The 14665-nt window shown below is 71.4% G+C and carries 16 protein-coding genes and 1 pseudogene; 10 read left to right on the forward strand and 7 right to left on the reverse strand.

Going from position 1 to position 14665, the window contains the following annotated elements:
• Nucleotides 1–169: 169 nt before the first annotated feature.
• Nucleotides 170–922: an SLATT domain-containing protein gene (locus AB0472_RS07755; RefSeq protein WP_366354323.1), complete on the forward strand. Its 753-nt coding sequence runs from the start codon at nt 170–172 to the stop codon at nt 920–922.
• Nucleotides 923–1199: 277 nt separating this feature from the next.
• Entirely contained in the window at nt 1200–2354 is a 1155-nt protein-coding gene (locus tag AB0472_RS07760; RefSeq protein WP_366354325.1) for a Gfo/Idh/MocA family oxidoreductase, read from the forward strand.
• A 10-nt stretch (nt 2355–2364) separates the two neighbouring features.
• Here the strand turns inward: AB0472_RS07760 and AB0472_RS07765 are convergent.
• Both AB0472_RS07765 and AB0472_RS07770 read right to left on the reverse strand, forming a co-directional pair.
• Nucleotides 2365–2931, reverse strand: a pseudogene (locus AB0472_RS07765) (phosphate ABC transporter substrate-binding protein); the annotation flags it as partial.
• A 66-nt stretch (nt 2932–2997) separates the two neighbouring features.
• Nucleotides 2998–4818, reverse strand: coding sequence for a protein kinase (locus AB0472_RS07770; RefSeq protein WP_366354327.1), 1821 nt, complete (start codon nt 4816–4818; stop codon nt 2998–3000).
• Between the two features lie 209 nt (nt 4819–5027).
• On the opposite strand from AB0472_RS07770, the gene AB0472_RS07775 reads away from it, so the two are divergent.
• From AB0472_RS07775 to AB0472_RS07795, 5 genes are all read left to right on the forward strand, one after another.
• Nucleotides 5028–6386, forward strand: a complete 1359-nt coding sequence (locus tag AB0472_RS07775) for an aspartate aminotransferase family protein (RefSeq protein WP_366354329.1) — start codon at nt 5028–5030, stop codon at nt 6384–6386.
• Between the two features lie 257 nt (nt 6387–6643).
• The gene (locus AB0472_RS07780; protein WP_366354331.1) at nt 6644–7345 is read left to right on the forward strand and encodes a GntR family transcriptional regulator; all 702 of its coding nucleotides are present in this window, start codon (nt 6644–6646) and stop codon (nt 7343–7345) included.
• Nucleotides 7342–9789, forward strand: a complete 2448-nt coding sequence (locus AB0472_RS07785) for a dolichyl-phosphate beta-glucosyltransferase (RefSeq protein WP_366354333.1) — start codon at nt 7342–7344, stop codon at nt 9787–9789. The genes AB0472_RS07780 and AB0472_RS07785 overlap by 4 nt, the downstream gene beginning before the upstream one ends.
• 78 nt (nt 9790–9867) lie before the next feature.
• On the forward strand, nt 9868–10518 hold the full coding sequence (locus AB0472_RS07790) for a hypothetical protein (protein ID WP_366354335.1): 651 nt from the start codon (nt 9868–9870) through the stop codon (nt 10516–10518).
• A gap of 167 nt (nt 10519–10685) precedes the next feature.
• Nucleotides 10686–10949: a hypothetical protein gene (locus AB0472_RS07795; protein WP_366354337.1), complete on the forward strand. Its 264-nt coding sequence runs from the start codon at nt 10686–10688 to the stop codon at nt 10947–10949.
• A gap of 106 nt (nt 10950–11055) precedes the next feature.
• On the opposite strand, the gene AB0472_RS07800 is transcribed toward AB0472_RS07795, so the two are convergent.
• The 4 genes from AB0472_RS07800 to AB0472_RS07815 form a co-directional block, all read right to left on the reverse strand.
• Complete coding sequence (locus AB0472_RS07800; RefSeq protein ID WP_366354339.1) at nt 11056–11502, reverse strand: hypothetical protein; 447 nt, start codon at nt 11500–11502, stop codon at nt 11056–11058.
• Nucleotides 11499–11765: a hypothetical protein gene (locus AB0472_RS07805; protein WP_366354341.1), complete on the reverse strand. Its 267-nt coding sequence runs from the start codon at nt 11763–11765 to the stop codon at nt 11499–11501. The genes AB0472_RS07800 and AB0472_RS07805 overlap by 4 nt, the downstream gene beginning before the upstream one ends.
• A gap of 75 nt (nt 11766–11840) precedes the next feature.
• Nucleotides 11841–12188, reverse strand: a complete 348-nt coding sequence (locus AB0472_RS07810; protein WP_366354342.1) for a hypothetical protein — start codon at nt 12186–12188, stop codon at nt 11841–11843.
• A 138-nt stretch (nt 12189–12326) separates the two neighbouring features.
• The gene (locus tag AB0472_RS07815; RefSeq protein ID WP_366354343.1) at nt 12327–12734 is read right to left on the reverse strand and encodes a hypothetical protein; all 408 of its coding nucleotides are present in this window, start codon (nt 12732–12734) and stop codon (nt 12327–12329) included.
• 124 nt (nt 12735–12858) lie between these two features.
• Between AB0472_RS07815 and AB0472_RS07820 the strand changes: the two genes are divergently transcribed.
• From AB0472_RS07820 to AB0472_RS07830, 3 genes are read left to right on the forward strand one after another with little or no spacing between them, the layout of a single operon-like run.
• The gene (locus tag AB0472_RS07820; RefSeq protein ID WP_366354345.1) at nt 12859–13701 is read left to right on the forward strand and encodes a helix-turn-helix transcriptional regulator; all 843 of its coding nucleotides are present in this window, start codon (nt 12859–12861) and stop codon (nt 13699–13701) included.
• Entirely contained in the window at nt 13698–13937 is a 240-nt protein-coding gene (locus tag AB0472_RS07825; RefSeq protein ID WP_366354346.1) for a DUF397 domain-containing protein, read from the forward strand. Before AB0472_RS07820 ends, AB0472_RS07825 begins: the two co-directional genes overlap by 4 nt.
• Nucleotides 13934–14167, forward strand: coding sequence for a hypothetical protein (locus AB0472_RS07830; RefSeq protein WP_366354348.1), 234 nt, complete (start codon nt 13934–13936; stop codon nt 14165–14167). The genes AB0472_RS07825 and AB0472_RS07830 overlap by 4 nt, the downstream gene beginning before the upstream one ends.
• Nucleotides 14168–14237: 70 nt before the next feature.
• Here the strand turns inward: AB0472_RS07830 and AB0472_RS07835 are convergent, their stop codons facing one another.
• On the reverse strand, nt 14238–14612 hold the full coding sequence (locus tag AB0472_RS07835) for a hypothetical protein (RefSeq protein ID WP_366354349.1): 375 nt from the start codon (nt 14610–14612) through the stop codon (nt 14238–14240).
• Nucleotides 14613–14665: the final 53 nt, after the last annotated feature.

A 14665-nucleotide genomic window follows, 5' to 3' on the forward strand; every position in this document is an offset into this window, starting at 1 on the left:
AAGAGGCGAAAGAAGAGCCTTCGCCACCCATTGGGCGGTAGGAAGGGTTCCCGTCGTCAGCATCCATTGTCAGGTCCAGTGCCAGGTCGAATGCCGGGCCCGGTGGCAGTTCCGGTGTCACGGAACGTGACCGGTCGGGGTCGGTTCGGGATCAGTTAGGGAGTGCCGGGTGGGACAGCCGGAGATGCAGCCCGAGGGACCGCCTCAGGACGGGCGGGGCGGCGAGGGTGCGGCCGGACTGCGGCCGGGCGATCTGACCGGGCGGGCGTTTCCGCTCGGGGACTGGGGTGAGCCGGCCGAGCGGCTCGACGAGCTGTACCGGTGGGTGGAGCGCGGGGCGCTCGAGACGGCCCGGTGGTACCTGGCGGACCGGGTCTGGAAGCGGCGCGGGGCGCGGGTGCTGCGGTGCGGGGCGGCGGTGGGGGCGACGCTCGGGGCGGCGCTGCCGCTCCTCGACCTCACCGGGGTGGTGGGCGGGGTCGCGCCGTGGGGGTATCTCGCGCTGCTGCTGGCGGTGTCCTGTGTCGGCATCGACCGGTTCTTCGGGGTGACGTCCGGGTGGATAAGGGACATGGCGACCGCGCAGGCCGTGCAGCGGCGGCTGCAGGTGCTGCAGTTCGACTGGGCGTCGGAGAGCGTGCGGGAGGTGCTGGGGCCGGCGGAGGGGACCGCCAGCGAGGCGGCGGAGCGGTGCCTGGGGGTGCTGCGGAGGTTCTCGGAGGACGTGACCGAGCTGGTCCGTACGGAGACGGCCGACTGGATGGTGGAGTTCCGGACGGGGCCGACGCCGCTGGGCATGCAGGCGACGGTGGCGGCGGGGCCGCGGGCCGACGCGGGGCACCTCAACGGGCGGTTCCCGCTGCCGGGCCCCAACGGGGCAAGGCCGAACATGCCGAGACAGCGACCGCCGGAGCCGCGGTGAGAAAGGGTGCGTGCCGTCGGTTCGGTGCCGCGCCGTCGTGGTTGCCCGCGCAGTTCCCCGCGCCCCTTCGGGGCGCCTCCGTGGCGGCGCCCGCGGCAGCGCCCCGCCAGGGGCGCTGAGGGTACCCCCGGCCGGAGGCCGGGGGAGGTACTGCGCGGCCGGCCCCCCACGGCGGCGCACCCGACCTTGTCCGGACGCCCGAATGTCTTGACATCTCTGGAAGCGCCGCCGCATCGTGAGCACGCAGGCTCTGGACGGTCCAAGGAGGGGCAGCCCCATGGTGCGTACGCTCGGTGTCGCCGTCGTCGGGTTCGGCTGGATGGGGCGGGTGCACTCGCAGGCGTACCAGCGGGTGGCGCACCACTTCCCGCAGCTGGGCATGCGGCCCGAGCTGGTGGTCGTGGCCGAGGAGGTGCCGGGGCGGGCCGAGGAGGCCGCGGCGCAGTTCGGGTTCGCGTCGACGACCCGGGACTGGCGTGAGGTCGCCGCCGATCCGCGGGTGGCGGCCGTGAGCATCACCGCGCCGAACTTCCTGCACCGTGAGATCGGCGTCGCCATGGCGGAGGCCGGCAAGCACCTGTGGATCGAGAAGCCGGTCGGGCTGACCGCCGAGGACGCCCGCGCGGTGGCCGACGCGGTGGCGAAGGCCGGGGTGCGGGGAACGGTCGGCTTCAACTACCGCAACGCCCCCGCCGTCGCGTACGCCCGCGAGCTGATCACCTCCGGTGAGCTGGGGACCGTCACGCACGTCCGAGTCCGGCTGTTCAGCGACTACGCCGCGCACCCCGACGGCGCCCTGACCTGGCGGTACGAGCGGGCGCGCGGCGGCGGGGGCGTGCTCGGGGACCTCGCCTCGCACGGCGTGGACCTGGCCCGCTTCCTGCTCGGCGACATCGAGTCGCTGGTCGCCGACACCGCCGTCTTCATCCCGGAGCGCGCCCGGCCCACCGGCGCCACCGCCGGCCACACCCTCGCCACCGGCGGCGAGCTGGGCCCGGTCGAGAACGAGGACTACGTCAACTGCCTGCTGCGCTTCGCCTCGGGCGCCCGCGGTGTCCTGGAGGCCAGCCGGGTCTCGGTCGGCGAGCAGAACAACTACGGCTTCGAGGTGCACGGCAGCAAGGGCGCCGTCTTCTGGGACTACCGGCGGATGGGCGAGCTGGGCGTCGGCGTCGGCTCCTCCTACCAGGACCAGCCGGTCTCCACGGTCTTCGTCGGCCCCGGCCACGGCGAGTACGGCGCCTTCCAGCCCGGCGCCGCCAACGCCATGGGCTACGACGACCTGAAGGTCATCGAGGCCCGCAACTTCCTGCGGTCCGTCGCCGAGGGCACCTCCCACGGCCCGACCCTGGAGGACGCCGTGCACAGCGCCACGGCCCTCGACGCGATGAGCCGCTCGGCCGCGCGGGGAACCTGGGTGAGCCTCGGCTGACCCGGGCGGACGGCGGGGAGTCGTCGCGGGCCGCGACGACGGTGGCGAGGGTGAGGACGCTGAGCGTCAGCATGATGGTGGTCAGCCGGGAGGCACGGCTGACCAGCGGCGTGACGTCGTCCGGGGTGGCGCCGCGGTTGGGGTGCACCTCGCCGTCGTGGAGCCCGCCGACCATCCTGATCTCCCGGCCGACGTCACCGCCCGACAGCAGCACGAGCAGCTTGAAGTGCTCGCCGTGGTTGAGCGGGACCCGTGGGACGCGCAGGCTGTTGCCCGAGTGGCCGAAACCGCGGTCCGGGGTGAAGTGCGGCATGAGGTGGTCGCTGTCGGTCGGCTGGGCGAGCGAGCCGCCGCGGATGATGCGGTCGGTGAACACCGCGGTGAGACCGTGCAGTTCGGGACTGGTGTAGTCGTCTCGGCCGACGCCCCGCGAGCCGTCGTTCTCGATGCGCAGCAGGACGAGGGTGGCGTCCGCCCTGTCCGGCGCCTCGTCGAGGAGGCCCAGGCGTCTGCCGATGCGGCCCGAACGGACGTCGTCGCCGATCGGGTTGTCCATCTGCACGCGGCAGCCGACCCTCCCCCACTGCCCTGAAGGCGTGGGGGGTGCCCCCAGCGGTTCAACTACTGGAGCTGGAGCGGCAGTTCACTCCTTGCTGTAGGTCAGGCTCTCGTCGCCGCTCTTCGTCTCGCGCTTCAGCCGGCCGCCCGGCAGCAGCGTCACCTCGGTGGCCTCCCCGGCCGTGCACGACGACCGGGGCTTGCCCGCCGTGACCGTGGAGGGGCCGATCTCCAGCGGGCCGTCCGAGCCGGGCTCCCCGGCGAGCTTCGCCGTGAACTCGCAGTGGTAGCCGGGTCCGTTCGCGACCAGGGTGAGGACCGTGCTGCCCACGGCACCCTGCCGGATGGTCAGTTCGCGGGTGTTGTGGCCGGTGTCGTTGTCTATCGAGGTGGCCCAGGAGCCGATGAAGCCGCTCGGGACGGTGCCCTCTGGGGCGGCCGAGGAGGAGGACGACCCGGTGGGCGTCGGCTCCGCCGCGGTGGTCGGGGCGGTGGCCGAGGGCGCGGCGGTGGTCCCGCCGCCCGCCTTGGCGTCCGTGCCGTCGTCGCCGCTGTTCATGAGCGCGTAGACGGAGCCGCCCGCGGCCAGCAGCACGATCAGGGCGACGGTGACGAGGAGCGCGGTGGAGCGGGTGGTGCGGGGCTCGTCGGCGGGGAGGGGGTCGTACAGCGGGGGCGGGGGGACGGGCGGGTGGATCAGGGTGGGTTCGGGGGCGGCCCCGGTGTACGGGCTGTCCTGGTTGTAGGGGTTGTACACCGTCGACTGCGGGTGCTGGTGGGGTTGGTTCGGGTAGCCGTAGGCCGGGTGGGCGGGGGCGTGTTCCGGGGACGGCGGGTCGGGGGCCGGCTGCGGGCGGGTGGGGGCCGGCCGCGCCCCCGCGGCAGCCGCGGATCCGGCGCCGCCCCCCGCCCCGTGGCCGGCTGCCCCTTGCGTCCATCGGTTCGTCGCCCCGGATGCCGGGGCCCTGTTCAGCACCCCGTGCACCGTCGGGTCCTCCACCTCCAGCAACTCCACCGCGTGGCGGCCGAGCTGGGCCACCAGGGCACCCGGCAGCCACGGGTCCCTGGAGCGGCCCTCCCAGACCGTGTCACCCGCGCCCGTCCGGGCCAGGATCGCGTCCAGGGACGGACGGGCCGCCGGGTCCTTGCGCAGGCAGTCGCGGACCACGTCGGCGATGTCCTCGGGAAGGCCGGAGAGGTCGGGGTCCTCCTGGGCGATCCGGAACATCAGGGCGTGCGCGCCGCCCTCCGTGGCCCCGAAGGGAAGCCGGCCGGTCGCCGCGTACGCGAGCACCGAGCCGAGGCAGAAGATGTCGCAGGCCGGGGTGATCCGGTCGCCACGCACCTGCTCGGGCGCCATGAACCCGGGCGAGCCGAGGAGCGAGCCGGTCTGGGTGAGCCGTTCGCCGGGCAGCGTCTCCAGCGCCCGCGCGATGCCGAAGTCGATGACCCGCGGTCCCTCTATGGTCAGCATCACGTTGGACGGCTTGAGGTCGCGGTGCACGATCCCGGCCGCGTGGATGTTGCCCAGCGCGTGCGCGAGCCCGGCGGCGAGAATACGCACCGACCGCTCGGGCAGCGGCCCGTGGTCGTGCTCGACGACCTGCTGGAGGCTCGGCCCGGCCACATAGCCGGTGGCCACCCACGGCACGGCGGCCTCGGTGTCGGCGTCGAGCACCGGCGCGGTCCAGAACCCGCCGACCCGCTGAGCGTTGCGGACCTCCTGCCTGAAGCGCGCCCGGAACTCCTCGTGCTCGGCGAGCTCCGACCGCACCAGCTTCACGGCGACGGTACGGCCGCGCTCCGACCGGGCGAGGTAGACGTGCCCCATACCGCCCGCGCCCAGCCGCGCCAGCAGCCGGTAGCTCCCGATGTGCTGCGGATCCCCCGGCCCCAGCTTCTCCATGGCAGATCCGCCCCTCGCTCACACTTGTGATCGAGCCGAGAATAATGCGGCTCTTGCGGGGATCGCGCGGTGCCATGTCTACGGTTACGTAACAGGGACCGGCCGCGGGCCATGTCCCCAGGCTGTGGACAGTCTGTCGCGGAATCGCCCTGACCACGGAACAGGTCGCCGATACCGCTCCCGTACCGGCCGCTCCTACGCTCCCCCGCATGACCCCTCAGCCCAGTCCCCAGGCCGGCGCCGCCGTGAAGGCGGCCGATCGTGCGCATGTCTTCCACTCCTGGTCCGCGCAGGACCTCATCGACCCGCTTGCCGTGGCCGGCGCCGAGGGGTCGTACTTCTGGGACTACGACGGCCGGCGCTACCTGGACTTCACCAGCGGGCTCGTCTTCACCAACGTCGGGTACCAGCACCCGAAGATCGTCGCCGCGATCCAGGAGCAGGCCGCGAAGATGACGACCTTTGCGCCCGCGTTCGCCGTCGAGGCGCGGTCGGAAGCGGCCCGGCTGATCGCCGAACGCACGCCGGGCGACCTGGACAAGATCTTCTTCACCAACGGTGGCGCGGACGCCGTCGAGCACGCGGTGCGCATGGCCCGGCTGCACACGGGCCGCCCGAAGGTGCTGTCCGCCTACCGCTCGTACCACGGCGGCACCCAGCAGGCGATCAACCTCACCGGCGACCCGCGCCGCTGGGCCTCCGACGGTGCCGCCGCCGGGGTCGTGCACTTCTGGGCGCCCTTCCTCTACCGCTCCCGCTTCTACGCGGAGACCGAGGAGCAGGAGACCGCGCGGGCGCTGGAGCACCTGGAGACGACCATCGCCTTCGAGGGGCCGGGGACCGTCGCGGCCATCGTGCTGGAGACCATCCCCGGGACCGCCGGGATCATGGTGCCGCCGGCCGGGTACCTGGCCGGGGTCCGGGAGCTCTGCGACAAGTACGGGATCGTCTTCGTCCTGGACGAGGTGATGGCCGGGTTCGGGCGGACCGGCGAGTGGTTCGCCGCCGACCTGTTCGGGGTCGTCCCCGACCTGATGACCTTCGCCAAGGGCGTGAACAGCGGGTATGTGCCGCTCGGCGGGGTGGCCATCGGCGCGAAGATCGCCGAGACCTTCGGGAAGCGGCCCTACCCGGGTGGGCTGACGTACTCCGGGCACCCGCTGGCCTGTGCCGCCGCCGTCGCCACCATCGACGTGATGGCGGAGGAAGGGGTCGTCGAGAACGCGAAGCGGCTGGGGGCCGAGGTCGTCGGACCCGCGCTGGCCGCGCTCGCCGAGCGGCACCCGAGCGTCGGCGAGGTCCGCGGGGTCGGCATGTTCTGGGCGCTCGACCTGGTGCGGAACCGCGAGACCCGGGAGCCGCTGGTGCCGTACAACGCGGCCGGGGAGGCGAACGCGGCGATGGCCGCGTTCGGGGCGGCGGCGAAGAAGCAGGGGCTGTGGCCGTTCGTGAACATGAACCGGACGCATGTCGTGCCGCCGTGCAATGTGAGTGAGGCGGAGCTGAAGGAAGGGTTCGCCGCGCTGGACGCCGCGCTGAGCGTGGCCGACGAGTTCACGGTGGCGTGAGGCCGAGTTCCGGGTGCGGGCCGGTGGGGGCCGGGCGCGCGGTTCCTCCCCCAGCCTTCGGCCGGGGGGGCACCCCCAGCGCCTCTGAAGGGGCGCTCCGGCACAGCCGGCTCACAGCAGCCGTAGAACCCGACCCACGGGTAGCTTCGCGGACACGGAAGGAGTACGCGCGGAACCCGAACGCGTAAGGTGGCGTGCTCGTAGATGTACGTGTAAGCGAGCACGTCACCCGAACGCGTGAGGAGAGGCACCCCACGATGCCCGGCAACGGCGCTGTGACCCGCAGTACCCTGCGCCAGCAGATCGCGGACGCGCTCCGTGACGAGGTGCTCGCCGGGCGGCTCCAGCCGGGCCGGGAATTCACGGTCAAGGAGATCGCCGAGCAGTACGGGGTCTCCGCCACGCCGGTCCGCGAGGCCCTGGTCGACCTGTCCGCGCAGGGCATCCTCGACGCCGACCAGCACCGCGGCTTCCGGGTGCCGGAGTACACGCTCGCCGACTACCGGGGCATGATCGCGGCCCGCAGCCTGGTCACCGACGGCATGTTCCAGGCCCTCACCGACGGCCTGCACCCCGCCTTCAAGGATCCCGAGGAGCCCCGGGTCGCCGTCGCCCTGGCCGCGGTCCGGCGGCGCGGCGAGGAGGCACAGCGCGCCGCGACCGCCGGTGACCTGACCGTCCTCATCGGCTACGACCTCCGCTTCTGGCGGGAGCTGTCGGCCCTCTTCGGCAACCCCTACCTCGCCGACTTCCTGCACCGCCTGCGCGTGCAGTCCTGGGTGTGCGCCGTGCGGCATCTGCGCAGGCTGCCCGATCTACGCGGGTATCTGTGGTCCCGGCACACCGAGCTGGTCGACGCGCTGTCCCGCCGCGACGCGGAGGCGGCCCGGGGAATCGTCGCCGCGTACAACACGCACTCCCTCGCCCTGATCGAGCGACTGGCGGAGAAGAACGGATGACCGCGCCCACGGAGAGCAGGGAGGACGAGGACCGGGAGACCGTCGGCCTTTCCGTCGTCATCCCGGCGTACAACGAGGAGGAGCGGCTCGGCCCGACCCTCGACGCCGTCGTCCGTTATCTCGCCGACAACGAGAGCCGCTTCGGTTCCTGGGAAGTGATCGTCTCCGACGACGGCTCGACGGACGGGACGCGCGAGGTCGCGGCCTTACGGCATCCGCGGGTCCTGCTGGTGGCCGCCGACCGCAACCGGGGCAAGGGCAGCGCCCTGCGCCTCGGCGTGGCCGCGACCGCCGGCAGCCGCGTACTGGTCACCGACGCCGACCTCGCGGCCCCCATCGAGGAGCTGGAGCGGCTGGACAAGGCGCTCAGCGAGGGCGCCGCGGCGGCGATCGGTTCGCGGGCGGTGCCGGGCGCGGAGATAGCCGCCCACCAGCACCGGCTGCGCGAGCTGCTCGGCCGCGCCGGGAACCTGCTGATACGCGCCACCGCCGTGCCGGGCCTCAGGGACACCCAGTGCGGGTTCAAGCTCTTCGACGGCGACCTGGCCCGCGAGGCCTTCGCCGGTTCCCGGCTCGACGGCTGGGGCATCGACGTGGAGGTCCTCCAGCACCTGCACCGCGCCGGCCACCCGGTCACCGAGGTCCCGGTCCGCTGGAGCCATCAGCCCGGCTCGAAGGTGGGCCCGCTGGACTACCCGAGGGTCCTCGCCGACCTGGCGCGGCTGCGGCTGCGCCGGCTGCGCCCGGCGGACCTGCTGGTCCCGGTCCTCTTCCTCGTGCTCTCCGTCGCCCTGTACTCGGGCCGCTTCTTCGACCCGGACCACCGCTACCTCACCGACTCCATCCAGGACCAGAACCAGTGGGAGTGGTTCTTCGCGGTGACCGCGGACAACCTCGCGCACCTCCGCAACCCGCTCTTCTCCGACTTCCAGAACTTCCCCGACGGCGTCAACCTCATGGCCAACACGGTCATGCTGGGCCTGTCGGTCCCGTTCGCCCCGCTGACCCTGGTGGCCGGACCGGCCGTCTCGCTCTCCGTCTGCATGGCGCTGGGCCTCGCCGCGACCGCCGTCGCCTGGTACTGGCTGATCGTGAAGCGGGCGGTACGGCACCGGGGCGCCGCCTTCGTCGGCGCGGCCCTCGCGGCCTTCGCGCCGCCGATGGTCAGCCATGCCAACGCGCACCCCAACTTCGTGATCCTGTTCATGATCCCGCTGATCATCGACCGCGCCCTGCGCCTCGCCGGCGGCGAGCGGGTGCGGCGGGACGGGATCGTGCTCGGCCTGATGGCGGCGTACCAGGTCTTCCTGGGCGAGGAGCCGTTCCTGCTGGCGGCCCTGGGCATGACGCTGTTCGCCCTCGCCTACGCGGTCGTACGCCCGCAGGCGGCGAGGGAGGCCTGGCGCCCGCTGGGCAAGGGCCTGTTGATCGCCGGGACGGTCTGCCTCCCCCTGGTCGCCTTCCCGCTGTACTGGCAGTTCACCGGCCCGCAGAGCTACCACAGCGTCCTGCACGGCGACAACGCCGGAAACAGTCCCCTGTCGCTGCTCGCCTTCGCCGAACGCTCGATGCTCTACGGCGACGCGGGCCGCGCCAACGAGCTGTCCCTCAACCCCACCGAGCAGAACGCCTTCTACGGCTGGCCGCTGGTCCTGGTCGCCTTCGGGATCGTCGTACGCCTGTGGGAGCGGCCACTGGTCAAGGCGCTGGCGTTCACCTCCGTCGCCGCGGCCGTGCTGTCCATGGGCCCGGAGATCCGCATCCCGCTGACGGAGACGGTGTATCCGGGTCCCTGGGCGCTGGTGCGGAAGTTCCCGCTCTTCGAGTCCGTCATCGAGGGCCGGGTGGCGATGATCTGCGCCCCGGCGCTGGGCGTCCTGCTCGCGCTCGCCCTGGAGAAAATCCTCGCGACCCACCGCGTCGGCGCCCAGTACTTCGGCCTGCTCGCCGTCGCGGTGGCCCTGCTCCCGATCGTCCCCGCCCCGCTCAAGTCCCAGCCGCGGGAGGCGGTCCCGCAGTTCATCAGCAGCGGCATGTGGAAGTCGTACCTGGGCAAGGGCGAGTCCCTCGTCCCGATCCCGCTCCCGGATCCCGGCTATGCCGAGGCCCTGCACTGGCAGACCAGCGCCCACCTCGGCTTCAAGCTCCCCGGCGGCTACTTCAACGGCCCCTACGGCGCCGACCGGACCGGCATCTACGGCGCCGCCCCGCGCTACACCTCCAGCATGCTGCGGGACGTCCGCTACTCCGGGAAGGTGCCGGTGATCGGCAAGAACTGGCGGGCGCAGGCCAGGAAGGACTTCGCGTACTGGAAGGCGGGGGTCCTGGTGGTCGCCCCGCAACCCAATGACGAGAAACTACGACAGGCGGTGGAGGCCCTGACCGGAAAACCCGGTAAGTGGACCGGCGGGGTCTGGGTATGGGACCTGCACGGGGGGAGCTGACCGGCGCCGCACGGACTACTCTTCCCTGACCACCTAGCTGAGCACTTGCTGTGAACGCCCTGATATGAGGAGCCCTCTTTGGCCTGTGACCTCTGGCTGGTACCGCTCGTCGACGTGTTGTGCCACACTCCCGACAATCCGTTCGCCGAGGAACTCGCGCAATACAACAAGGTGCTCGCCGAGGCCGGGCTGCCGCCGGTGCCGGTGTACCAGTACATGCCGGGCCTGTCCGGCGAGGTCGCACCCGTGGCCGGCTTCGACTACGACGCCCTCCATTTCCTCCGCCGCGCCTACCTCCTCCAGGTCTGCGGCCTGCCCGTCTCCCCGGTGGACGACCTCGGCGGCGACTACGAGCAGCTCCTGGAGATGTTCGAGTCGACGGCGCAGCAGTCGCACCTGGTCTGGCACTACGACCACGCGGGCGCCTACGTCCCGGTCGACTTCCCGAACCCGCTCTCCAGCGACGAACTCCTCGCCAGTGGCGGCCCGCTGGGCTCCTCCCACGCCCTGCTGCGCGAGCTGGAGTACGTCGCCCCGTCGATCGGCATCGACCCGGCGAACCCCCCGGCCCCGCCGCAACCCCCGGCCACCCCGACCGACTTGGAGGAACCGGCGGTCCCGGCCCCCTACGACCCGAGCCCGTTCGCGCGGGAACGGCACGTGTGGCTGGGCCTGCACGCGGCGGCGACCCGCAGTCTGGCCCAGGGTTCGATGATCGTCTTCAGCTGACGGCCGGTCACGCTGACGGCGGGTCACGCTGACGGGCGGTCACCCGGATGCCGGTATAACCCCGTATGGCTCCTCCGAAGAGCGCGGCGAGCGATGTCGATCTAGCCTCCTCATTGAGCGCTTATCAGTTCATATGTCCGCGCGCTCTCATCGGCTCGAGGAGGAACATGCGCAAGCTCCACAAGGCGGCTGTCGCGATCGCCATCGTCGGTGGCGTCAGCTTCATGGGCGCCGTCCCCGCCACCGCCCTGCCGGCGCAGCAGCACGCGTACGGCGGCCACGGCGGCTGCCGGTCCCACGACCTGAACCTCGACATCCTCGGCGAGGTCGGCATCCTCAACGGCCTCGGCGGCAACCTCATCAACGGTGAGGGCAGCCCGGGCGCCCAGTTCACCGACATGGGTTCCGACTGCGGTCGCGGCGGCTGGTAGGCACCACTGAAGCGGCCGTGAGCCGCGTGTTCATCTCTGTGTGAGTGAAAAAGGCTCCGGACCGTCTCCCGGTCCGGAGCCTTGGGGTGTGTCATCGGGACCGCGGTCAGCCCTGCTCGACGATCCGGATGGTGCGGATGCCCGTGCCCCGGTACCGCATCGGGGTCCTGGTCAGGACGGGACGGCCACGCGGCCACTCGACGGTCGGCAGGGCGAGGTGCAGCACATGGGCACCGCTCCAGTCCGGCTCGTCCTTCCCCTCCTCCGGCTCGCCGTTCGCGGCACGCAGCCGCTTGCCCACAGCGGTGGCCGCCGCGAAGTCGAGCCCCTCGATGTTGACGGACGGCAGCGCACCGACGTGCTCCGCGACCCCGGCCCGCTCCCGCTCCGCGGCGGCCAGGCTCACCGCGGGGATGTAGACCCGCAGCGCGGCGTCCTTCTCCGCCTCGACGACCAGCCGGGAGGTCATCCCATTACCGGCACCGAGCGCCAGGGCCGCCGTGTCGTCGAAGATGACGGCACGCGGCAGCGGGTACCGCTCCTCCTCGGTCACTGGACCTCCCCGATTCGCCCGGACTCGATGTCGGCCCACAACTTCTCGCCGGCCTTCTCGTCCTCTTCCGTGTAGGGCCGTCCGAGGAAGTGCTCCTCGACGTAAGCCCTGGTCTCCTCGTACCGCTTGCGCAGCTCATCCTTGGTGGGCGTGGCCCCGGCCAGCTCCGCCACGAGGTCCCGCATGCTCATCCCGCGCTCCCGGGCGAGCTCCTGGAGGCGGTCACGGACAGCGGGGTCGACCTTGATCGTGGTGTCAGCCATGAGGACAGTATACCGTCGGTATACCACCTCAGGGCGTACGAGTGCGACAGTCAACGACGTCCCCTTCTCTGCTTTCTAGGCCGCCACAAGGCGAACTTTTTGCATTTCACCCGTCGGTGTCGCGGATTCGTACGGCCTCTCGAACACCTCGCAGACCGTCGAGTACTGCCGGGTCACCGGGTCCCGCCACACCACCCGCCGCAGATAACGCCGTTCCTCCAGCTCACACAGGGAGGCGACGACCGACATGCACCCCTCCCGGCGCCGCTCGGCGAGGATGCGCTCGGTGATCCAGGACCCGTCCGGCAGCCCCAGGAGGTACGTCAGTACGCCCGCCGCTCCCCAGGACAGGCGTCGGTCCCCGAAACGGGAGCGGGCAAGAGCTGCGAAGGCGCGCACGGGCGCCATACGATGAACGCGCATCAGGAGTGGCTTCTCCAGGTGTCGAGCCCCCGGGTGTTGGCGCACCGCGGGGGCAATCTGTTGATCGTGACTCTAGGGCCCCACAAAGCAGCGAACGCAAGCCACAATCCCTTTTTCCTGTCGCTGCGTTGACGAATTTCACTCCGGCGAGTGAAGCGCGGAACGCAGCAGTCGCGTGTGCACGAAACGGCCGCGCGCGGTCGGCCGGTAGCGCCACGACAGCGGCCAGGTCATGTCGTCCAGCGCGGGAACCGGGATGTACGACACCCGCGCCGGAACCGCGGTCAGCCTGGTCACCTCCGCAGGCCAGGGCAGGTGATCCGTACTCCCGGCCGGCACCAGGAAGTACACACACCGCCGCCCACTGGCGACCTCGATGACAGGCCCGGGGTCACCCCCGGTCAGCTGCGCAAGCCGGTCGGCGAGCCGCCGCCCCCACTCCCCGTCGTCCACCCGCACGGCGTCGAACTGGACCCCCGCTTTGCGGAGTTGAACGCCGGTGGCCGGGAGCCAGCCGAGGTTTGGCTGGTCACTTTGCGTGTTCATGGGACCAGTGTCGGCAGGTGGAGCTACCGTCGCCATAACCCAGAGTCAAGAGCTGCAAACTCTGGGAATTCGGGGTCCTGTGGTGGTGACCGTTTGAGTTCGGTTGAGTTCGGGGGTGACCGCAATGGCTCGGGCTGAGAACAAGGCGGAAGCGGGCAGCACGGCACAGCTCCTGGCCGCCCTCGCAAAGGCCTTCCGCGAGCAACAGGAATTGACACAGGAGGAGTTGGGTAAACGCATCGGCTACACCGGCTCCGCGATCAGCGCCATGGAGACGGGAGCGCAGCCCGCCAGCGACAAGATGCTCGCCAAGCTGGAGGACACGATCGGCGGCGGGCTGGGCATCTTCGAGAAGGCGCGCAAGTTCGTACTGCTGGACAGGTATCCGGCCCAGTTCAAGAACTTCGCGCTGGTGGAGCAGGAGGCGGTGACGTTGTCGTCGTACCAGACGTTCGTGGTCGACGGCCTGTTCCAGACGCCGGAGTACGCACGGGCGCTGATCGGCGGGGGCTTCCCGAAGCTGCCGGAGGAGAAGGTGGAGGAGCTGGTCGAGGCGCGGGTGGCGCGGCGTGCACTGTTCGACCGGGCGGAGCCGACGGCGATGATCGAGCTGATCCTGGAGGAGTCGGTACTGCGGCGGCCGTTCGGGAACTGGGAGGTACTGCGCGACCAATTGCGGTCGCTCGCGGAGGACGCGGAGAGGGACAATGTGAGCGTCCAAGTCATGCCGATGGGGCGGGGGTTGCGGATCGGCCATGCGGGCGCACGCGGTGACATGCAGCTGGTGGAGACCAAGGACCACCCCCGCCTGGTCTACATGGAGATCGAGGACGAAAGTGTGCTGGTCAGCGATCCAGCAAAGGTCGCTCGCCTCACCCACCGTTATGCGAAGATCCGAACTCAGGCGCTGAGCTCGGACGACTCGCTGAGCCTCATCCGAAAGTTGGCAGGAGAAGAGCGGACATGACGAGCACCCTGCATTGGTTCAAGTCGAGCTACAGCAACGACAGCGGCGGGCAATGCCTCGAAACCGCCTACACCTGGCGCAAGTCCTCCTACAGCGACGACGGCGGCGGGAACTGCCTCGAAATATCCCCCTGCCCCCAAGCCATCCACATCCGCGACTCCAAGACGGCCCCCACCGGCCCCCACCTCACCCTCTCCCCCGCCGCCTGGGCCGCCTTCCTCGGGTCGGCCGTGTGAGCGTCAGCGATTCCGCGGAGGCCGATATCCTGGCGGTGGTCGACGCCGTCGGGCGCTGCACCTCGGCCCGGGGCGAGAGCATCCGGGCCCTCGAATCGGTCCGTGACCTCGTGGCCAACGACGAGGCGGAGATCGCCATCGACTACCTCGTCAACACGGCCAACGCGTTCCGGCTCCCCCTGCGGCAGGACGAGCACGAGCGGCTCCTGCTCCCCGCCGGGGACGAATAGCGCCCCGTAGGGGCGCGGGGAACTGCGCGACCAGCCACGACGGCGCCGCAGACGAATGACGGCGAAGCGTCTAGCCGAAGACGGTGAAGAGGGCGAGCGCGGGCCCAGCCGCATACACCAGCACGCCCACCGCCAGCGCGGTCCACGGCCGCCTGGCCTGGACCGCCCCGAGCACGACCGTGACGACCGCGGCGCCCAGCGCGACCCAGGGCCCGAGCATCGCGACGAGTATCCAGACGCCGGAGTCGTCGCAGAACCGCGCTGTCCCGGCCGAGGTGCCGCAGCTGTCACCGGCGAAGGCCATGCCGAAGAACAACAGCCCGTTGACGGCGACCGCGACCGCGAGCAGCAGCCCGGCCGCCACGGCGAAGACGGCCCCGAACGGACTGCGCGGCACGGGACGCGGCGCCGGGAACGGCGGGTAAGGAGACGGCGGAAAGCTCATGTCCCCCATCTCACCGCCGTCGGTGCGTCCCCGCCTGAGTAGAGCTACTCAAC

This window comes from Streptomyces sp. NPDC086777 (genome assembly GCF_040702065.1).
Classification (GTDB): Bacteria; Actinomycetota; Actinomycetes; order Streptomycetales; family Streptomycetaceae; genus Streptomyces.